19 protein-coding genes and 2 pseudogenes are annotated in these 19,625 nt (G+C 71.6%); 12 read left to right on the plus strand and 9 right to left on the minus strand.

From position 1 onward, the window contains the following. The first annotated feature begins 90 nt into the window (after positions 1-90). From ACJX2R_RS17135 to ACJX2R_RS17155, 5 genes are all read left to right on the plus strand, one after another. Positions 91-354, plus strand: coding sequence for a UBP-type zinc finger domain-containing protein (locus ACJX2R_RS17135; protein WP_262703286.1), 264 nt, complete (start codon positions 91-93; stop codon positions 352-354). Further along, positions 354-2,147: an FAD-dependent oxidoreductase gene (locus ACJX2R_RS17140; protein WP_413100810.1), complete on the plus strand. Its 1,794-nt coding sequence runs from the start codon at positions 354-356 to the stop codon at positions 2,145-2,147. Before ACJX2R_RS17135 ends, ACJX2R_RS17140 begins: the two co-directional genes overlap by 1 nt. Further along, positions 2,144-2,704, plus strand: a complete 561-nt coding sequence (locus tag ACJX2R_RS17145; protein WP_413100811.1) for an Hsp20/alpha crystallin family protein — start codon at positions 2,144-2,146, stop codon at positions 2,702-2,704. The genes ACJX2R_RS17140 and ACJX2R_RS17145 overlap by 4 nt, the downstream gene beginning before the upstream one ends. 69 nt (positions 2,705-2,773) lie before the next feature. After that, the gene (locus tag ACJX2R_RS17150; protein WP_262703283.1) at positions 2,774-3,205 is read left to right on the plus strand and encodes a DUF2267 domain-containing protein; all 432 of its coding nucleotides are present in this window, start codon (positions 2,774-2,776) and stop codon (positions 3,203-3,205) included. Positions 3,206-3,288: 83 nt separating this feature from the next. Beyond that, positions 3,289-4,059 carry an IclR family transcriptional regulator gene (locus ACJX2R_RS17155; RefSeq protein WP_413100812.1) on the plus strand — a complete coding sequence of 257 codons (771 nt, stop codon included), beginning with the start codon at positions 3,289-3,291 and terminating at the stop codon, positions 4,057-4,059. 3 nt (positions 4,060-4,062) lie between these two features. Here the strand turns inward: ACJX2R_RS17155 and ACJX2R_RS17160 are convergent, their stop codons facing one another. Together ACJX2R_RS17160 and ACJX2R_RS17165 are read right to left on the minus strand one after the other, a co-directional pair. Further along, positions 4,063-4,938 carry a citryl-CoA lyase gene (locus tag ACJX2R_RS17160; RefSeq protein ID WP_413100813.1) on the minus strand — a complete coding sequence of 292 codons (876 nt, stop codon included), beginning with the start codon at positions 4,936-4,938 and terminating at the stop codon, positions 4,063-4,065. After that, a complete protein-coding gene (locus ACJX2R_RS17165) occupies positions 4,935-6,161 on the minus strand; it encodes a CaiB/BaiF CoA transferase family protein (RefSeq protein ID WP_413100814.1) in 1,227 nt (408 codons plus the stop codon). Before ACJX2R_RS17165 ends, ACJX2R_RS17160 begins: the two co-directional genes overlap by 4 nt. A 135-nt stretch (positions 6,162-6,296) precedes the next feature. On the opposite strand from ACJX2R_RS17165, the gene ACJX2R_RS17170 reads away from it, so the two are divergent. Further along, on the plus strand, positions 6,297-7,715 hold the full coding sequence (locus ACJX2R_RS17170) for an MFS transporter (protein WP_413100815.1): 1,419 nt from the start codon (positions 6,297-6,299) through the stop codon (positions 7,713-7,715). A gap of 8 nt (positions 7,716-7,723) precedes the next feature. On the opposite strand, the gene ACJX2R_RS17175 is transcribed toward ACJX2R_RS17170, so the two are convergent. Then, complete coding sequence (locus ACJX2R_RS17175) at positions 7,724-8,626, minus strand: alpha/beta fold hydrolase (protein WP_413100816.1); 903 nt, start codon at positions 8,624-8,626, stop codon at positions 7,724-7,726. A gap of 116 nt (positions 8,627-8,742) precedes the next feature. Here ACJX2R_RS17175 and ACJX2R_RS17180 point away from each other — a divergent pair, with 116 nt between their 5' ends. From ACJX2R_RS17180 to ACJX2R_RS17190, 3 genes are all read left to right on the plus strand, one after another. Then, positions 8,743-9,645: a LysR family transcriptional regulator gene (locus ACJX2R_RS17180; protein WP_413100817.1), complete on the plus strand. Its 903-nt coding sequence runs from the start codon at positions 8,743-8,745 to the stop codon at positions 9,643-9,645. A gap of 81 nt (positions 9,646-9,726) precedes the next feature. Beyond that, a complete protein-coding gene (locus ACJX2R_RS17185; RefSeq protein ID WP_413100818.1) occupies positions 9,727-10,803 on the plus strand; it encodes a tartrate dehydrogenase in 1,077 nt (358 codons plus the stop codon). A 157-nt stretch (positions 10,804-10,960) separates the two neighbouring features. Next, the gene (locus ACJX2R_RS17190; protein ID WP_413100819.1) at positions 10,961-12,268 is read left to right on the plus strand and encodes a serine hydrolase domain-containing protein; all 1,308 of its coding nucleotides are present in this window, start codon (positions 10,961-10,963) and stop codon (positions 12,266-12,268) included. Here the strand turns inward: ACJX2R_RS17190 and ACJX2R_RS17195 are convergent. The 4 genes and pseudogenes from ACJX2R_RS17195 to ACJX2R_RS17210 all read right to left on the minus strand — a co-directional run. Next, positions 12,244-12,321, minus strand: a complete 78-nt coding sequence (locus ACJX2R_RS17195; protein WP_370443954.1) for a 50S ribosomal protein bL37 — start codon at positions 12,319-12,321, stop codon at positions 12,244-12,246. The two genes, ACJX2R_RS17190 and ACJX2R_RS17195, sit on opposite strands and share 25 nt — an antisense overlap. A 119-nt stretch (positions 12,322-12,440) precedes the next feature. Further along, positions 12,441-13,487, minus strand: a complete 1,047-nt coding sequence (locus tag ACJX2R_RS17200) for an NAD(P)-dependent alcohol dehydrogenase (RefSeq protein WP_413100820.1) — start codon at positions 13,485-13,487, stop codon at positions 12,441-12,443. Positions 13,488-13,537: 50 nt separating this feature from the next. Next, positions 13,538-13,996, minus strand: a complete 459-nt coding sequence (locus ACJX2R_RS17205; RefSeq protein WP_413100821.1) for a MerR family transcriptional regulator — start codon at positions 13,994-13,996, stop codon at positions 13,538-13,540. A 175-nt stretch (positions 13,997-14,171) separates the two neighbouring features. After that, positions 14,172-14,553: pseudogene (locus ACJX2R_RS17210) on the minus strand (TetR family transcriptional regulator); the annotation flags it as partial. Positions 14,554-14,642: 89 nt separating this feature from the next. Here ACJX2R_RS17210 and ACJX2R_RS17215 point away from each other — a divergent pair. The 3 genes and pseudogenes from ACJX2R_RS17215 to ACJX2R_RS17225 form a co-directional block, all read left to right on the plus strand. After that, positions 14,643-15,692: an amidohydrolase family protein gene (locus ACJX2R_RS17215; protein WP_413100822.1), complete on the plus strand. Its 1,050-nt coding sequence runs from the start codon at positions 14,643-14,645 to the stop codon at positions 15,690-15,692. Positions 15,693-15,731: 39 nt separating this feature from the next. Continuing rightward, a complete protein-coding gene (locus ACJX2R_RS17220; protein ID WP_413100823.1) occupies positions 15,732-16,277 on the plus strand; it encodes a hypothetical protein in 546 nt (181 codons plus the stop codon). Between the two features lie 482 nt (positions 16,278-16,759). After that, positions 16,760-16,867 (plus strand): annotated as a pseudogene (locus ACJX2R_RS17225) (helix-turn-helix domain-containing protein); the annotation flags it as partial. Positions 16,868-17,035: 168 nt separating this feature from the next. On the opposite strand, the gene ACJX2R_RS17230 reads toward ACJX2R_RS17225, so the two are convergent. Together ACJX2R_RS17230 and ACJX2R_RS17235 are read right to left on the minus strand one after the other, a co-directional pair. Next, positions 17,036-19,066: an ABC transporter ATP-binding protein gene (locus ACJX2R_RS17230; RefSeq protein ID WP_413100824.1), complete on the minus strand. Its 2,031-nt coding sequence runs from the start codon at positions 19,064-19,066 to the stop codon at positions 17,036-17,038. Positions 19,067-19,156: 90 nt separating this feature from the next. Further along, the gene (locus tag ACJX2R_RS17235) at positions 19,157-19,303 is read right to left on the minus strand and encodes a hypothetical protein (RefSeq protein WP_262703113.1); all 147 of its coding nucleotides are present in this window, start codon (positions 19,301-19,303) and stop codon (positions 19,157-19,159) included. Positions 19,304-19,625: the final 322 nt, after the last annotated feature.

A 19,625-nucleotide genomic window follows, 5' to 3' on the forward strand; every position in this document is an offset into this window, starting at 1 on the left:
CCGTCGGCCGCACCCCGCGGACCGCCCCGCGGTCCGAGGTGCGGGCCGTCCCGTCCCTGCCCATCCTGGAAACGAGAAAGGGTGAACGCCATGGCCATCGAGCCCGATCCACATCTGTCGATGGTGCGCCAGGTCTCCCCGCGCACCCCCCAGGGGTGCGAGGAGTGCCTGCGCCTGGGGTCCCCCTGGGTCCATCTGCGGCTCTGCCTGACCTGCGGGCACGTGGGGTGCTGCGACTCCTCGCCGCTCAAGCACGCCCGGTCCCACGCGTACGCCGAGGAACACCCCATCGTCGAGCCCATGGAACCGGGCGAGACCTGGCGGTGGTGCTACGCCCACGAGGCCATGGCCTGATGTCGGGCGAGGACCGGCCCCCGGACACCGCCGCGGAGGGAGCGGCACCGGACGAGACCCCGGATCTGTACGGCGCGTTTCCGCGGCTGACGGGCCAGCAGATCGCGTTCCTCTCCGAACACGGCACCCGCCGGTCGGTGGCGGCCGGTGAGGCGGTCATCCGCGAGGGCGACCGGGGCACGGACTTCCTCGTCGTCCTCAGCGGCACCATCGCGATCACCGAGCACCACGGCACCCCGGACGAGCGGGTGCTGAGGGTGCACGGCCCCGGGCGCTTCATCGGCGAACTGGCCCTGCTCCGGGGGCAGGCGGCCTTCTACGCCGCCCACGCCCGGGAGGCCGGGGAGGTGCTGGCCGTCCCGGTGGACCGGCTGCGGGTGCTGGTGGCCCGCGCCCCCGTCCTCGGCAACCTCATCCTCCGCGCCTATCTGGGCCGCCGCGCCCTGCTGGTCGGGGCGGGCGCTGGGTTCCGCATCCTCGGCTCGCGCTACTCGCCCGACACCCGGCGGCTGCGCGAGTTCGCGGCCCGTAACCATCTGCCGCACCGCTGGATCGACCTGGAGGCGGACGAGGAGGCCGAGACGCTGCTGCGCCGCGTCTCGGTCGGCCCGGAGGAGACCCCGATCGTCATCTGGCGCGAGCACCAGGTGCTGCGCAACCCCGGCAACGCCGAACTGGCCCGGCTCATCGGCCTCTCCCCATCGGCGGGCACCCGCGGCCACTGCGATCTGCTGGTCGTCGGCTCCGGCCCGGCCGGGATCGCCGCCGCGGTCCACGGCTCCTCCGACGGTCTCGGCACCACGCTCGTGGACGCCTTCGCCACCGGCGGCCAGGCCGGCACCTCGTCCCTGATCGAGAACTACTTCGGCCTCCCGGCCGGGATCTCCGGCTCCGAACTCGCCGAGCGCGGTGTGCTCCAGGCGCGCATGTTCGGGACGCGGGTGAGCGTCCCGGCGGAGGCCACCTCCCTCGAACCGGACGAGGGCCACTACCGCGTCACCTTCGCCGACGGCGGCGAGACGACGTGCCGTACCGTCGTCCTGGCCACCGGCGCCCGGTACCGCAGGCTGGAGGTTCCCGGGATCGAGCGGCTGGAGGGCGCGAACGTCTATTACGCGGCCACCGTCCACGAGGCGCGGCAGTGCGGCGCGGACCCGGTCGTGGTGGTCGGCGGCGGCAACTCCGCGGGCCAGGCGTCGCTCTTCCTCGCCGAACGGGTGCCCCGGGTGTACCTGCTGATCAGGGGCTCGTATCTGGGCTCCCGGATGTCCCGCTATCTGGTCGACCAGATCGAGCGCCATCCGCGGGTGACCGTGGCCCTCGACACCGAGATCCGCGAGGTGCGCGGCGACGACGCCCTGCGGGCGGTCGTGGTGGAGCACCGCCGCACCGGGGAGCGCCGCGTCCTGAACGCCTGCTCGCTGTTCGTCTTCATCGGGGCCGAACCCCGCACCGCCTGGCTCTCCGGTGCCGTGGCCCTGGACGACCGTGGCTTCGTACTCACCGGCGCCGAGGCCGAGGCCCGGGCGGCGGCCGGTGTGTGGGAGGGCCAGGGCCGCCGCTGTCTGAGCCTGGAGACCAGTCTGCCGGGGGTCTTCGCCGCCGGTGATGTGCGCAGCGGCTCGGTCAAGCGGGTGACCTCGGCGGCCGGTGAGGGGGCGATGGCCGTCCACCACGTCCATGACCACCTCGGCCACACCACCGCCGACCTCACCCGCCCGTCCGGCGATCCGACACACCAATCCACCCCCCATACACATCCACTCCATACGACCGGAGGTGAAGGGCGATGAGCACACCCGCACGACGACAACAACCGCAGCGCCAAGGCGCGATGGACCGCCCCCGGGTCTGGGCACGCAATCCGCTGGCGGAGTTCGACGACCTGCTCAGCCAGATGGGCGGTCTGCTCGAATCCACGGTCGGCGGGGCCGCGGTGCCCGGACTCGCGGCGTGGACACCCGCCGCCGATGTGGCCGAAGCGGACGAGGCGTACCACGTCGAACTCGAACTCCCCGGCGTCCGGCGCCAGGAGATCGACATCGAGGTCAACGGCCAGGAGCTGACCGTCACCGGCGAGATCAAGGAACGGGAGCGCAAGGGCGTCCTGCGCCGTGGCGGGCGCCGCACCGGTCGTTTCGAGTACCGGCTGCTGCTCCCGAGCGAGGTGAACACCGAGGGCGTCAAGGCGGCCATGTCCGAGGGCATCCTCACGATCACCGTGCCCAAGGCGGAGACCGCCAAGCCCCGCCACATAGAGATCACCGAGAGCATCGAGGGCGAGAGCCGACGGCAGCAGGAACCCCAGCAACAACAGCAACAGCAACCGCAACAGCCAGGAGGCTTCTGAGTCTTCCACCCCCGTGGCGGCCCCCCGCCCCGCCGGGCGGCCGCCACGGGCACCGAAAGGACGAACACGATGGTTGCGACAGGCTTTCCCGCGTTCGACACGACCGTCGACAAGACCAACCGGCTCCTGAAGGACATCGAGGACGCGTACGGCTGGCCCAAGGAGCGCCGCAAACAGTCCTACGCCGCCCTGCGCGCGGTGCTGCACCAGCTGCGGGACCGGCTGACGGTGGACGAGGCCGTCCAGTTCGGCGCACAGCTGCCGATGCTGGTGCGCGGCATCTACTACGAGGGGTGGAGACCCGCGGAGACGCCCGTGAAGATGCACAGCGAGGAGTTCTTCCAGCGGATCCGGCACGACTTCCCGTACGCGATCCAGGGCGACACCGAACAGCTGGTCCACACCGTCCTGGAGGCCCTGCAACGCCACATCAGCGAGGGCGAGTGGGATGACCTCCGGGGCCGGATGCCCGCCGATCTGGTCGCCGTCATACCGGCGTAGCCGACTCCCGCCTGCCCTGGACCGCCTGGTGGTACCGTCGCACCGATGGGCGGCTCATGCGGTGTGCGGCGAGGAGGACGGCGATGGGGACGGCGGCCGGAGAGGGCGGCGAGGGCGTACGGAGCGTCCTGCGCGCACTGGATCTGCTCGCCCTGTTCGACGAGACCCACCGCTCCCGCAGCGTACGGGAGTTGACGGACGCCACCGGACTGGCCAAGTCCACCGTGGTCCGACTGGTGGCCACCCTGGAGCAGCGCGGGCTGCTGTGGAGCCGGGGGGACGGCCGACTCACCCCCGGCGCGGGTCTGCTGCGCTGGGCGGCGCTCGCCCAGGACGCCTGGCGGCTGCCCCCGGAGGCGGTGGAGTGTCTGCGCGTCCTCTCGGTCCGGTCGGGTGGCGAATCCTCGCGGATCTACATCCGCCAGGGCGGCTCCAGGGTGTGTGTGGCCCAGCACGAGGGCACCCAGCAGCTGCGCCATGTGGTGCGCATCGGCGAGGAGATGCCCCTGTGGGCCGGTGCCTCCGGGCACGTCCTGCTCATCGGCGGCTCGTCCCGGACGCTGAGCCGGGTGGCCGCGGCGGCCGGGCGCGGCCCGGACTTCACCTCCGTCCTGGCGACCCGGGCGCGCCTCGCCGCGGAGCGGGGCTGGGCGGTCAGCCACGGTGAGCGCGAGGACGGGGTGTCGGCCGTGGCCGCCCCGGTCACCGACGCGACTGGGCAGGTCGTCGCGGCGGTGGGGCTCGGCGGGCCCACCAGCCGCTTCACCGAGGAGCGCGTCGAGTCGTTCCGCCCGGCGCTGGCCGAGGCCGCGAAGCGGCTGTCGGAGCTGCGGTTCCTCGGCGGGAGCGGCTGACGTTCACGCGCTCTCGGAGCTGTTCCCACCGCTCTCCGGCCGGTTGAGGTCCCGGGGTGCCGGGCCCTCGTACGAGGGCAGCAGCCGCCGGGGCAGCGGGCCCTTGATCCTGGCCCCGCCGGACTTCTCCTCCCAGGCGTGGGAGAGGATGCCCACGCTGCGGGAGAGCACGAACAGCCCGCGTCCCAGCTCGGGCGGAAAGCCCAGTTCGCTGTAGACGATGGCGGTGGCGCCGTCGATGTTCATCGGCACGGGACGGCGGCGGCCCTCCGCCAGCGCCCGCTCCAGGGCCGTCCCGGCGCGCAGCGCCCAGCCCGGCGCCTCGCCGTCCGCCACCGCCGCGCCCACCAGGTCGAGCAGCGGGGTGCGGCGCGGGTCGTACGGGTGGAAGCGGTGGCCGAATCCGGGCACATGGGAGCCCGTGGCGCGGTACTCCGCCACCAGGTTCTTCGCGGCGTCGTCGAGGTCCGCTCCCCCGGCCGCGGCCCCCTCCAGCCCGGCCAGGACGCCCATGCACTGCTGACCGGCCCCGCCGTGGACGTCCCCCAGCAGGTTCACCCCGGTGGCCACCGCGTTGTTCAGCCCCAGTCCGCAGGTGGCCGCCATCCTGGCGGCGGCGATCGACGGGGCCTGGGGCCCGTGGTCGACGGCGGCGACGAGCGCGGCCTCCAGCAACCGGCCCTGGGTCCGGGTGGGCAGCTCGCCGCGCAGCAGCAGCCAGACGGTCTCGGCGAACGACACCTGGCCGATCAGCTGCTCGACCGGGTAGCCGCGCAGCAGGATCTCGCCCGGCCGGATGCGGCTGACGGCGGTGGCCCACCAGTCGGTGACGTCCTGCGGAACCGCCGCGGCCTCCGGCTCTCCGGACGGGCGGGTCATATCGCACCACGCTCCTTCATCGCGTCGATCTCCTTCGGGGTGTAGCCGAGTTCGGCCAGGACCTGGTCGGTGTGCTGGCCCAGCAGCGGTGGCGGGGCGGTCGCGGCCGCCGCTTCGCCGTCGACCCGGAACGGGCTGCCCAGGACGCGCAGTTCGCGCGCCCGCCCGTCCGGGAAGGGCAGCGTGCGGACGAAGTCCCGCTCCGCGAGCTGCTCCAGGCCCAGCGCGTCGGGTACGGACAGCACCCGCGCCGCCGGTACCCCCGCGTCGGCGAGGATCTCCTCCCACTCCCCGGCGGTCCGCTCGGCGAGCCCCTTCTCGACCTCGACCCGCAGCTCCTCGCGGTGGGCCTTGCGGTCCGCGGGATGGGCGAACCGCTCGTCGTCCAGCAGCTCCGCGCGGCCGATGAGCCGGCACAGGGTGGCGAACTGCCGCTGGCGGTTGGCCGCGATGTTGAGGTAGCCGTCCGCCGTGCGGAAGGTCCCCGACGGCGCGGCGGTGAAGTTCTCGTTGCCCATGGGCCGCGGCGGGCGTCCGGTGATCAGGTAGTTGGAGGTCACCCACCCCATCGCGGTGAGCGCGGCCTCCAGCATCGAGACGTCCAGATACGCGCCGCTTCCGGTGCGCTCCCGGCGCACCAGGGCCGCCGCCACGGCGAAGGCGGCGGCCATGCCGCCCAGGGTGTCGGCCACCGGGAAACCGGCGCGCAGCGGGCTGACTTCGGGGGTGCCGGTCACGCTCATCATCCCGGAGAGGCCCTGCACGATCTGGTCGTAGGCGGGCCGGGTGCGCAGCGGTCCGGTCTGGCCGAAGCCGGAGACGGCGCAGTAGATCAGCCGCGGGTTCTCCCGCATCAGGACCTCGCGGCCGACGCCCAGCCGGTCCATCACCCCGGGCCGGAAGTTCTCGAGGAGGACATCGGCCCCTCGCACCGCGCGCAGCAGGGCCGCGCGCCCCTCGTCCTCCTTGAGGTTCAGGGTCAGCGAACGCTTCCCGGCGTTCTGGGCCAGGAACGACGCGCCCAGCAGATCCTCGCTCAGCTGCCGGTCGGCGCCCAACTGGCGGGCCAGGTCCCCGGCCCCCGGCATCTCGACCTTGAGGACGTCGGCGCCGTGCAGGGCCAGCTGATATCCGGCGAAGGGCCCGGCGAGGACATTGGTCAGATCCAGCACCCGGATGCCGTCGAGCAGGGGTGGCGGGGCGGCGGGGGCGGGCGTGCTCAACGGATGACCTCCAGCGCGAATCGGGGTGTGACCCCTTGCCACGGGGTGTGTGCCTCCATAACATCACCGAACCACCAAGTGGCACAAGCGAACCACACAGTGGTACTCGATCAACGGTGACAAGGGAGTCCACCCATGACGCACACCGGCAGTTCCGCCACCAGAAGGCCGGTCTTCCAGCCCAAGGTCGCCCTCGCCGCCGTCTTCGGCACCACGGTGGAGTGGTACGACTTCGCCCTCTACGGAACCGCGGCCGCCCTCGTCTTCAACAAGATCTACTTCCCGGACAGCGATCCGCTGGTCGGCGCGGTCCTCGCCTACGGCACCTTCGCCATCGGCTTCCTCGCCCGGCCCCTGGGCGGCGCCTACTTCGGGGAGCGGGGCGACACCCGGGGCCGTAAGGGCGTACTGGTGGCCACCCTGCTGATGATGGGGCTCGCCACCACGGCCATCGGACTGCTGCCGACGCATGCGCAGATCGGCGTCGCGGCGCCGGTGCTGCTGACACTGCTGCGCTTCGTCCAGGGCTTCGCCGCGGGCGGCGAGAAGACCGGAGCGCTGATCATCCTCTTCGAGAACGCACCGCCCAAGTGGCGCGGACTGCTCACCTCACTGCCCGCGATCGGCACCGGCACCGGCACCCTCCTGTCCACCGGCGCCTTCGCGCTCACCACCGGGCTGCTGTCCGAGGACGCCTTCCTCGCCTGGGGCTGGCGGATTCCCTTCCTGCTCAGCGCGGGCCTGACCTTCTTCGGCCTCTGGGTGCGCCGCTCGCTGCCGGAGACCGCCGAATTCCAGCAGGCGCGGCAGGCGGGTTCCGTCGCCGAGACATCCGGCCACTCCGCCACGTCCGGCCCCTCCGCCACGTCCGGCCGCCCGCTGCGGCAGCGGATCGCCGAGAGCCGCTGCGTCGCCGCCTGGCGCCACTACCCCAAGGAGATGCTCATCGTGATCGGCGCGGGCGCCGCCGAGAACGCGGGCTACTACGTCTTCGGCACCTTCTCGGTCACCTACGCCGAGGACCGCGGACTGCCGACCGCCGCGCTCCTCAGCGGCATCTCGCTGGTCGCGGCCGTGAAACTGGTGACGGTGCCGGCCTTCGGCGCGCTCTCCGACCGCGTCGGACGGCGCCCGGTCTCGATCGGCGGGGCCCTGGTGCTGCTGGCCGCCGCCTGGCCGTTCTTCACGGTGATCGACGGCGGACACACCTGGGCCATCTGGCTCGCGCTCTTCCTCACCCTGGGCATCGGTCAGTCCGCCGTCCTCGGCTCCCAGCCCGCGTTCTTCGCCGAACTCTTCGACACCACGGTCCGGTTCAGCGCGGTCGGCATCGCCAACAACATCGGCACCGTGCTCACCGGCGGTCTCGCGCCCATGCTCGCGTCCGCCCTGCTGCTCTGGTTCGACCACAGCGTCACGGGCGTGGTCGTCTTCATCGCCCTGATGAGCGCGCTCACCGTGGTCACGGTGGCACTGGCGCGGGAGACACGCGGGGCCGCCGACCCGGCCGAGGAGACCACCTCGCGGAAGGAGAACCTCCAGACGGCGCCGTAGGTCTCCGGTCAGGCGCTCCCGTGCTCCCCGAGGAACGCCCGCAGATGGCGCAGCGTCTCGTCCGGCGCCTCCTCCGGGAGGTAGTGGTCGCACGGCAGCGCGTGCCCGCGCACATCGTCCGCGTAGCCGCGCCAGACCTCCGGTACGTCGTAGTGGCGGCCGACGAAACCGTGCGCGCCCCACAGGGCCAGCAGCGGTGCGGTGACCCGGCGGCCCGCGGCGGCGTCCGCGTCGTCGTGGACCAGGTCGATGGAGGCGGCGGCGCGGTAGTCCTCGCAGCTGGCGTGGATGGCCGCGGGATCCGAGAAGCAGCGGATGTACTCGGCCTGGGCCGCCTCGTCGAACGGGGTCCCGCCCCGGTGGCGCGCCCCCATCCGGGTGCGGATCCAGAACGCGGGGTCCTGGCCGATGAGGTGTTCCGGGATGCCGTGGTCCGCGGCCAGGAAGAACCAGTGGAAGTAGCCGAGACCGAAGTCCTTGTCGGCGTGCTGGAAGACGTACTGCGTGGGCACGATGTCCAGGACCGCGAGCGCCGAGACCGCGCGCGGATGGTCGAGGGCCAGACGGTGGGCGACCCGGCCGCCCCGGTCGTGACCGACCACCGCGAACCGGTCGAAGCCCAGCTCCCGCATCACCAGCAGCTGGTCGCGCGCCATGGCCCGCTTGGAGTACGGGGTGTGCTCGGCGTCGGACACGGGCTTGTCGCTGTCGCCGTAGCCGCGCAGATCGGCCAGGACCACCCGGTGGGTGGCGGCGAGCGCCGGGGCGACGTGGTGCCAGATCATATGGGTCTGCGGATAGCCGTGCAGGAGGAGGACCGGCGGCCCTTCCCCGGCGGTGCGTACGTTGATTCCCACCCCCTCGACGTGGACGGTGCGGCGGTCGAAGTCGTCCAGCGGCTGCTCGCTCATGCCCCGATCCCAGCAGCCCCCGCGGTGCGCGTCCAAGACCCGTTGACGACAATGCTTATAAGCAACACCTATGGACCTGACGGCGCCGAAGGCGGCAGGAGCGGGGAGGCGGCGCGGTGGATGTGCGGCAGCTGGAGTACTTCCTGGCCGTGGTGGACCACGGCGGGTTCAACCGGGCCGCCGCCGCGCTGTATCTGTCCCAGCCGTCCCTCTCCCAGGCCGTCCGCGCCCTGGAGCGCGACCTGGGCAGCGACCTCTTCCACCGCATCGGCCGCCGGGCGGTCCTCACCGACGCGGGCACGGCGCTGATCGGACCGGCGCGGGAGGCGGTGCGCAGCCTCCAGCTCGCGCGGGCCAGTGTGGAGTCGGTGCACGGACTGCGCGGCGGCCGGGTGGACATCGCGGCCCCGCCCTCCCAGGCCGTCGAACCGCTCACGGGGCTGATCCACCGCTTCGCCCACGCCCATCCCGAGGTGTCCGTACGCGTGCAGGCCGCGTTCACCCCGCGCGATGTGACGGAGATGGTGCGCACCGGCGTGTGCGAGCTGGGGCTGCTGGCCTCCCCCGACCCCGTACCGCCGGGCGATGTGCACACCTATCCGCTGGCCGAGCAGCGCTTCGTGCTGCTGACACCGCCGGACGGGCCGTTCCGCCCCGGGGTACCGGTGCGCCATGAGCAGCTGTCCGGACACCGGCTGATCGTGGGCCAGAAGGGCACCGGGATGCGCCGGTACGTCGACGATCTGGTGGCCGAGGGCGTGGCGCTGACCGTGGTGGTCGAGACCGAACACCGGGTGTCGATCCTGCCGCTGGTGCTGCGGGGCGTCGGCCTGGCCGTGGTGGCCGACGCCTGGCGCGGCCTCGCGGAGCGGGCGGGGGCCCGGGTCCTGGACCTGGAGCCGAGCACCAGTCTGCGTATCGCCCTGGTCAGCAGGCGGGCCCGGCTGACACCGGCGGCGGAGGCGTTCGTCGGCACCGCCATGGAATCCCATGGGGCGGGCCGCCGTGGAAACTCATAGCGCGCTCATAGGGCCGGCCTATAAGACCCATGCGATCTGCGTCTTGGACGCGGAAGTCGCCCCCCTGCTGCAATCCCCTCCATGACGAACCGCCGCACGACCACCACCCACCGCATCGCCCTGATCCCCGGCGACGGCATCGGCAACGAGGTCATCCCGGCCGCCCGCCGCGTCCTGGACACCGTCGCCGCCCGGCACGGCCTCGGCTTCACGTACGAGACGTTCGACTGGTCCTGCGAGCGCTATGCCGACCTCGGCGCGATGATGCCCGACGACGGTCTTGACCAGCTGCGCGGCCATGACGCGGTCCTGCTCGGCGCGGTCGGCTACCCCGGTGTCCCCGACCATGTCTCGCTGTGGGGGCTGCTGATCCCCATCCGCCGGGGCTTCCAGCAGTACGTCAATCTGCGCCCCATCCGCGTCTTCGAGGGCGTGCCCAGCCCGCTGCGCGACGCGGGCCCCGGCGATGTCGACCTCGTCGTCGTCCGGGAGAACGTCGAGGGCGAGTACGGCGAGATCGGCGGCCGCCTCGGGCGGGGGCTGCCGGAGGAAATGGCCGTCCAGGAAGCGGTGTTCACCCGCAAGGGCGTCACCCGCGTCCTGGACTACGCCTTCTCCCTCGCCGAGCGGCGCGGCGGCCGGCTCACCTCGGCCACCAAGTCCAACGGCATCATCCACACCATGCCCTTCTGGGATGAGCTGGTGGCCGAACGCGCCGCCGCGCACCCGGAGGTGGCCTGGGACCAGGAGCACATCGACGCCCTCGCCGCCAAGTTCGTCCTCGACCCACGGCGCTTCGACGTCGTCGTGGCCTCGAACCTCTTCGGCGACATCCTCAGCGATCTCGCCGCCGCGGTCGCGGGCAGCATCGGCATCGCCCCCGCGGCCAACCTCAACCCCGAACGCGACTTCCCGTCCATGTTCGAGCCCGTCCACGGCTCCGCCCCCGACATCGCCGGACGCGGTATCGCCAACCCGCTCGGCGCGATCTGGTCCGCCGCCATGATGCTCGACCACCTCGGCCACCCCGAGGCGGCCACCCGCGTCACCGACGCCATCGCGGCCGTCCTGGCGAAGACCCCCGTCCGCACTCCGGACCTGGGCGGTACGGCCACCACCGAGGAGTTCACCGACGCGCTGCTCGAACTGCTCCGATGACGGAAGGACCGGCCTCTTCACCATCAGCGGCCCGCGCCCTCCGCCGGCCGTAGTGGGGTTGTCCCCAGGGCGATGGGGGTGGCTGGCCGGATCGATCCCGGGCTCGGCGGTCTCTAACGTGACCATTCGGTCGCGATGGGGCTTCGAGGGGGATCACATGAACGTGGTCAGGCGCAGGCGGGTACTGAGTGGCGGACTCACACTGGCGGTGGCGGCGGGTGCAGCGGCGGCGGCGCCGAAGGGCGTCGCGGCGGCGGCACCGAGGGGTGACGACGCGCCGCGGCAGAACACCACCGCCACGGCCACCGCGGCAGAACACGACCTCCGCCTGCGCCTACGCCTGCGCGCGATCCTGCACCGGCTGACCACGGTCGACGGCGTGCCCGGAGCGCTCGTGGAGACGCGGAACCGGTCCGGCAGCGCGGTCCTGACCAGCGGCGTAGCGAACGTGAAGAGCCATGCGCCAATGCGCCGCGACAGCAGGTTCCGGATCGGCAGCATGACCAAGCCGTTCGTGGCGACGGTCGTGCTCCAGCTGGTGGGAGAGCATCGCATCGCCCTCGACGCGCCTGTGGAGCGCTATCTGCCCGGTGTCATCCGCGGACACGGGAACGACGGGCGGATCATCACCGTACGCCAGCTGCTCCAGCACACCAGCGGCGTGCCCGACATCCTCGACCACCTCACCCCGCAGGACGTCCTCAAGGACCCCCTCGCCCACCACGACACCCGCGACCTCGTGAAGACGGCGCTCGCCCACCCCCCGACCTTCGAGCCCGGCACCGGCTGGCGCTACTCCAGCACCAACTACCTGCTGGCCGGCCTGCTCATCGAAAGGGTCACCGGCCACCCGTACGGCGAGGAGATCCACCGGCGCATCATCACGCCACTCGGGCTGCACGAGACGTACGTACCGGGCGACGACCCGACGATCCCAGGACCGCATCCCCGCGGCTACGCCCGGCCGGGCGAGAACGCGCCGCTCATGGACATCACCGCGATCAACCCCTCGGTCGCGGGCGCGGCCGGAAGCATGATCTCCAGCGGCACCGACCTCAACCGCTTCCTGGACGCACTCGTACGCGGCAAGCTGCTGCGCCCGGCGCAACTGCGGCAGATGATGACGACCCGCCCGACCGGCAACCCCGACGGCCGCGCGTACGGCCTCGGCCTGGAGAGCAGACCACTGCCCTGCGGCGGCCTCTACTGGGGGCACAGCGGCGACATCCTCGGCTACGGAACGGTGGGCGGCGCCACGGTCGACGGCAGACAGGCGACGGTCATGGTGAATCTCGACCCGGGCGGCACGGACGCCCAGGACGCCGATATGAAGGCCGCCGTCCAGACGGCCCTCTGCGAGGGGGCTCCCCGCGCCCGGGCGCGCGGTGGCGCGCCACGCGCTCGGGGAGCCCATCACCCTCACTCGGCGGAAGCCCCAGGTCAGGACTGGGGACGGCTACCGTGATTGGCCCCGTTCTTACGACGGGCCTTCTTCTTACGACGTCGCTTCGACGACATGTCGTCTCCTTTCCGGCAATGCTTTTCGCCCTATGTGTACCGATCACCTCGGCATCTCAAGCGATGATCGCGGCGCGCTTACCCAGCCCCCGACACCTCACGCCCCTCCGTGAAACACCTCACGCCGCGCATCGGGCCAGGTCGAGGACGAAGCGGTAGCGCACGTCGTTGCGGGCCAGCCGGTCGAGGCCGGTATTGACCTCGTGCGCGGGCACGATCTCGGTTTCGGCGGTGATGCCGTGTGTGCCGCAGAAGTCGAGCATCTCCTGGGTTTCGGCGGTTCCGCCGCTGCCCGCGCCGGCCAGGTTCTTCGCGCCGACGATCAGGCTGAGGGCGCTGAGCCGCAGGTCTTGCTCCGGGATGCCGACCAGGCAGAGGGTCCCGTCGATCGCCAGGGCGCTCAGATAGGGCTCCAGCGCGTGCGGCGCTCCGACGGTGTCGAGGATCAGGTCGAAGCGCCCGGTTTGCGCGGCCATCCGCTGCTCGTCCCGGGAGAGGACCACATCGTCGGCGCCCAGTCGGCGTGCTTCGGCGGCCTTGTCGGGGGAGGTGGTGAACTGCACGACCTCGGCGCCCATGGCATGGGCGAGTCGGAGGGCGATATGGCCCAGGCCGCCCATGCCGACTATGCCGACCGTCCGGCCGGGGCCGGCGCCCCAGCGGCGCAGCGGTACGTAGGTGGTGACGCCCGCGCACATCAGCGGGGCCACTCCCGCCGGATCCAGCCCGCTCGGCAGCGGATAGGCGAAGTGCTCGTCAACGACGTATTCGGTGGAGTATCCGCCTTGGGTGCGGGAGCCGTCGACGCGGTCGACGCCGCCGTAGGTGAGGGTGACTCCCTCGTGGCACCAGTTCTCCCGGCCGGCGCGGCACGCGGGGCAGGTACGGCACGAGTCGACGATGTTGCCCACCGCGACCTGGTCGCCGACCGAGAACCGCGTGACCGCGTCGCCGACCGCGCTGACCTCCCCGACGATCTCGTGACCCGCCACGAGCGGGAAGGCGGCCGGGTCGCCGTGGCGGATCGCGGACAGGTCGCTGGCGCACACACCGCAGTAGCGGACCCGCACGGCCATGTCCGTGTCCCGTGGCTCCCGGCGCTCGAAATCCCACGGGACCACGGCCGCGCCGGGTGCGTGAGCCGCCCATCCACTGACCTTACGCATGCTCAATTCCCGTCTTTCGTCGTTCGTGTCGCTCGCGCCGTACGCGTCGTTCACGTCGTACGCGGGCCCGCTTCGCCCGGAGGGAGGGCGCCGGGGGCGGCGGTGCCGATCTCGTCCTCGCAGTCCAGACCGCGCCGTTTCAGATCGCGGTGGTGCGCGATCTTCTCCCGCACCACCGCCAGGTCCTGACGCAACTGACCGATCTGCTGTTCGATGGCCGCGGCGCGCCGCTCCAGGAGCGCCGTACGCCTGTCGTGCCACTCCAGGCCGGACCCCATCCGCACGAAGGCCCGCACGTCGTCCACCGACATGCCGGTACGGCGCAGCGCCTGCACCAGGCGGATGAACCGGATCGCGGCGGGCGAATAGCGGCGCCGTCCGCCAGGGCCTCGTTCCACCAGCGGCAGCAGACCTTCGCGTTCGTACCAGCGCAAGGTGTCGATGCTCAGCCCCGTCAGCTCCGACACAGCGCGGATGCCGATCCGGTCCGGCTCGGAGGAGTCAGCCATGCCCCCACGCTAAAAGCTGGAGTCGACTCCAGCGCAAATGTCCCGGCCCTGCCGGTGACCGTCTGGGTGCCCCGGTGTCCGTTGAGGTCGGCCTTGGAGGACGGATACATCAGGTGGGGGTAGGTCGACTCGACGCGCTGCGCGTGACCGGCGCCGAACGGATGAGCGTGAGTTCCTAGTCGGCCGCGGAGAGCCGGTCGAGCCATTCGCCGAGCAGCTGTCGCTCCGCACCGCTGAGCGCGGTCTGTTCGGGCAGGAGGGCGCGCAAGGTCCGGGCGGCGCCGGCCGGGCCCGCGTCCCGCACGGCGGGTTTCTCGTGGGTGACGGCGGTGACCATGGATTCGCGCATGGCCGTGAGCAGGGCCGGGTCGCGCTGATCCGCGCAGATCCTCCACGGGGTCCCGAGGGTGGGCGTCCGCGTGCTTGGCCGCGAGGAACGTGGCGTAGCCATGCTCGGCCACCGCCTCGAGGAGCCCGTCCTTGTCGCCGAACAAGCGATAGATCGCGGGTGGCTGTGCCCCGGCGGCCGCCGCGACCGCGCGGATGGTCACCGAATCAATGATAACGCTGATCCGATTCCATCGATACGATCGGTGTTATCGTCATTGATGTATCACCGGAAACAGCGAGTCAAGAGGAGAGTGCCATGCCCGAGAAGCTGCGCATCGTAGGCCTGGAGGAACACGTGGTCCTGCCGGTCCTGCTCGACGCATGGGCGAAGGCGGGGGTTCCGCGGATCCCGCAACTCGGCTACGGCGACGAGCCGTTCGCGCGGCGGTTGCGAGACGTCGGCGATCGGCGCCTGGCCGACATGGACGACCAGGGCGTGGACGTCGCGGTGCTGTCCCTGGCCACCCCCGGGGTGCAGAACCTCGCGGCGACGGACGCCGTGAGCGTCGCGCGTGCGGCGAACGACGCGCTCGCCGAGGTCGTCCAGGCCCACCCGCGGCGCTTCCAGGCGCTGGCGGCCATCCCGACACCGTCACCCGAAGCCGCCGCGGCGGAACTCGAACGAGCGGTCACACGGCTGGGCTTCCGCGGCGCGATGCTCTACGGGCGCACCGGCGACAAGCCGGCCGACGCACCGGAGTTCGACGGCCTCTACGCCACCGCCGAGCGGCTCCGGGTGCCCCTGCACTTCCACCCGCAGACCCCGGTACGGGCGGTCCAGGAGGCGTACTACTCGGGACTGCCCCACGGGGTGGGCCCCATGCTCGCGACCGCCGGACTGGGCTGGTACTACGACCTGGGCGTGCAGTACCTGCGGATGATCTTCTCCGGCGTCTTCGACCGCCACCCCGGCCTTCAGGTGATCGCGGGACACTGGGGCGAGGTCGTCCTGTTCTACCTGGACCACATCGGGATCCTGCGACACGCGGCGAAGCTGGAGCGCCCCCTGGCCGACTACTTCCGCCAGAACTTCTGGGTCGCGGGAAGCGGCACGGTCAGCGAGCGCTATCTGCGGTGGACGGCGGAGGTCGTCGGCACGGACCGCATGCTGTACTCGACCGACTACCCCTACACGTTCGGGACGCGGCCCGGCGGCTTCCCCTTCCTGGACACCAGCGGCGGGGTCGCCCGGTCGTTCCTGGAGCAGGCGCCGTTCACCCAGGAGGAGAAGGCGGCCATCGGGTCCGGCAACTGGGAGACACTGACCGGCCATGTCGCGGCCGCCGCCACGGACGTTGGGCCCTGAGCAGGACATACCCCCAGTCGGCCGGCCGGGGCGCCTCCCGTGACCTGGGCTGGCTTGCTGCCGCCATGCTCGTCACCATCGTGCTGTGATGGGCTTCGAAAGCTTGGCTGTGGCGGCGTCGAGGCCGTCCTGGAGTCCTTCGACTTCGCCGAGCCAGCCGTTACCGCGGGCCGCGGTAAACCCCGCACAAAAAACTTCCAATTCACGCCCTGCTGCTCGGAGGACTCACCGTCGGCGCGGCCCCGGCCGGCGCATCGCAGGCGCCGCGCGCCGCGCGCCGCCTATGACACCCACTGGCAGTTGGCCTACAACAATGAGGCCGATTGCAACGCCGATCCGCAAAAGCATGTGGCACAGGGCCACATCATCAAGCAGACCTGCCATCTCGACACGTTCCGGCAGTACATCTTCGCCTGGCAGGAGCCGGCCGGACGGGGCGATCACCTCCACACGCAAACCAACTACTCGATGGAAAGCTGTCTGGACAGCCAGAGCGGCTATGCCGAGGACCACGACATCGACAAGCCGTGTGCATACAACCCCGTCACCTTCAAGTTCGACTACGTCTGGTCCGAACGGGGCTGACGAGGCGCCGGCGAGGCCGGCATCCGGGAAGCCGAAGGCCTCCGCGGCGGTGAGCGTCGCGGGGGCCCGGTGCGAGCACGGTCCCGTGGCGCGTCACCGCACGGATCGCCCACCATGGCGTGCCTCAGGGGTTCGAAGTCGCGCCGGGCCGCGCGCGAAACAGCGACGAAATGCCCTCGGCTGGTACACAGGCGCCCATGCGTGTACTGATCGTGGACGACATGAGGGATGACGACGCGGACGATCCCGTGGGCGACGTCGTACGGCGCGGGGAATCCGCGGCCGAGCGGCTGGCCGGTCAACTGCGGCGTGCCGGGCACACAGTGGAGGTCGTCGGGGGCGACGATGCCGCACCGAGCCCGCCACGCCCGTCCGTTCTGGAGTGCGCCGGACTCGTACTGGACGCGCCGGGCCGCCGGGTCAGTCGCGACGGGTGGCCGGTGGCGTTGACGGGCCGGGAGTTCGACGTACTCGAAGTGCTGATGCTGGCCGACGGGGCGGTGGTCAGCGGCGAGGAATTGCTGGCGCGGGTGTGGCGCGGGGAGTCGGGCGCCCGGAACACCGCCCTACGGATCGCGGTCAGCAGGCTGCGGGCCAAGCTGGGGCGGCCGACGGTGGTGGAGACGGTGCCGCGGGTGGGGTATCGCCTGCGGCACGCGGGCCGTTCCGCGGAAGGCCGCTCCCTAGCCGCCCGGTCGTCCGGGGAACGTTCCGCGGCAGCCCGCTCCCTGGGCGCCCACTCGTCCGGAGCCCGTTCCTCATGGAGTGGCCAACTGCCGGGCGGCGCCGTTGCCGTGGAGACGGGAGTAGGTGCCGCCACGGTCCAGCAGCTCCTCGTGGCGGCCCGACTCCGCCAGGCGGCCGTGGTCGAGGACGAGGATGTGGTCGGCGTCGGGGGCCAGATGCAGGTCGTGGGTGATGAGCAGGGTCGTACGGCCGGATATGAGGCGTCGTAGCGGGGCGATCACCTGGCGGGCGGCGAGGGCGTCAAGGCCGGCGGTCGGCTCGTCCAGGACCAGCACGGGCGAGTCGCGGAGCAGGGCACGGGCGATGGCGATGCGCTGGAGCTGGCCGCCGGACAGCTGGGCGGTGCCCGGCGCGATATGGGTGGCGTAGCCGTCGGGGAGTGCGTCGATGAACTCGTGCGCGGCGGCGTCGCGGGCGGCCCGGAAGATCTCGTCGTCGGTCGCGCCGGGCCGTCCGCACGCGATGTTCTCGCGGATGGTGCCGTGCAGGACGAGCGTCTCCTGGGGGAGCAGGGTGACGCGCTCGCGCAGGAACTCCAACGGGAGGGCGTCGAGCGGCATCCCGTCGAGCCGGATGTCGCCCGCGACCGGATCGTAGAAGCGCGGCAGGAGCTTGGCGACGGTGGACTTGCCGGCGCCGCTGGGGCCAGTGATCAGGATCAGCTCCCCGGGGCGGGCGGTGAAGGAGACGTCGCGGAGCGCGGGCCGCGCGGGGACGTGGCCGACGATTGCCGTGCTCCCGCCGGGAGTCGGGCCGGGGTCGGTGCCGAAGCCCGTACCGGTGGCCCCGCCGGTAGCCTCGCCGAGGTCCGAGTCCGCGACCGTGCCGGGGTACTCGAAGGCGACCTGCTCGAACTCGACCACGCCGTGGATCTCCTGGACGGGCCGTTCGGCCCCGGGCGGGTCCGTGACGGCGGGCCTGGCGGCGAGGATCTCCAGCAGCCGCTCGGCGCCCGCGGTGGCGGCGGTGACGGTGAGCCCCAGCTGGCCCAACTGCCGGATCGGCGGGAAGAGATAGCCGAGGAAGGCGGCGAAGGACAGCAGCTGGCCGAGCGTCATCCGGCCCTCGGAGATCTCCCAGGCGCCGAGCCCGATGATGGTCAGCACGCAGACGGTCTCCATCACCTGGACCAGCTGCTCGTACATCTCGCTCAGCCGGTTCCCGCGCACCGACGCGCGCATCCAGGCGCGGGCCTCGGCGCTCAGCCGCTCCTCCTCGTTCCACCGCCGGTTGTACGCCTGGGTGAGCACGACGTTTCCCAGCGACTCCTCGACGACGGAGGTGATCGCGCCGTCGGCGACGCGTTCCTGCCGGGCCGCGGTCTTGATGCGGCCGGCGAACTGCCGGGCGGTCAGCCAGAACAGCGGCGCCAGCGCGAACGTGGCCAGGGCCAGATCCCAGCGCAGCATGAGCGCGGCGCCGAAGAAGAACACCGTGCTGAACAGCGCCGACACGGTCTGGACCACGCCGGAGACGACCATCTGCTCGATGGCCTCGACGTCACCCGTGAGGCGTGTGACGAGGTCGCCCTGCCGGTGGCGCTGGAAGAAGTGCGGCGGCAGCACCTGTACGTGGCTGAAGATCCGGGCCCGGAGCCGCATGACGAAGCGCTCGGCCACCCATACGGCGGCGGAGTTCCCGACGTAGCCGATGAGGGCTCCGAGGACCGACATCGCCAACCACTGCCCGGCCGGCCCCCAGAACGCGCTGACCGACCCCTTCTGGAGGGCGTTGTCGGTGAGTTCACCGAAGAGGAGGACGGCGCCGGTCTCCGCGAGCGCGGCGGCCACGACGCACAGGCATATCAGCACCAGCCAGCGCCGGTCGCCCTTGGTCAGCGGCCAGAACGCACGGAAGGCGTGCAACGCGTTCTTCGACAATCCGGTGTGCGGGGCGGCGGCGGCCGGCTCGGCGCCGGCCACGTCTTCCGCGTCCTCCGTGAATTCCGCTGCGGGATTCGGCGCGGGCGCGGGTGCGGGGAATTTCGGTGCGGGTGCGATGGCCCGCAGCCGGACCGTCGGCTGATCCTCGTACGGAGGCATCACGCCACTCCTCTTCCGTCCTCGTCCTTCAGGGTGCGTACACGCCCGGAGGCGGGCCCCCCATGGACCCGCCTCCGGAATGTGGTGTTGTCAGCAGCCGCCGATGGGGCGCCCCGGACGCACCGGACGGGTCGGCTGGGTCGGCATGGGACGGCCCGGCCGAACGATGCTGATGCCGCCGGGACGCTTGATGATGTCGACGGACTTGGCCGGCTGGGTCTTCCTGGGCTTGCTCATGAGATTCTCCAATTCTTGATGTTTCGTAAGTGTTTCCCGGTCGGTTATCCCCGGAAAAGGAATGCGAACCGCATTCCCCGTCGCTTCCGGCTTCCGTTCTCCGGTGGCGATGAGGAATACATTACGCGAGCCGGAAGGGTTGTCATCACCTTTTTTGATGAGGTCTCGCTTAATTAAAAATGAGAGCGTTTCTCATACGTAACAGAGGGCTTTATAAAGGGGTTATGCGGGTGGTTAGGTGGGCGATTATGCGGGGTTTTCGGGGCCGTCATGCGGGGGTGTGCGGGGCCGCTATGCGGGGGTGTGCGCGGCTCCGCGCACA

Source organism: Streptomyces sp. Inha503 (genome assembly GCF_047215865.1).
Lineage (GTDB): Bacteria > Actinomycetota > Actinomycetes > Streptomycetales > Streptomycetaceae > Streptomyces > Streptomyces lycopersici.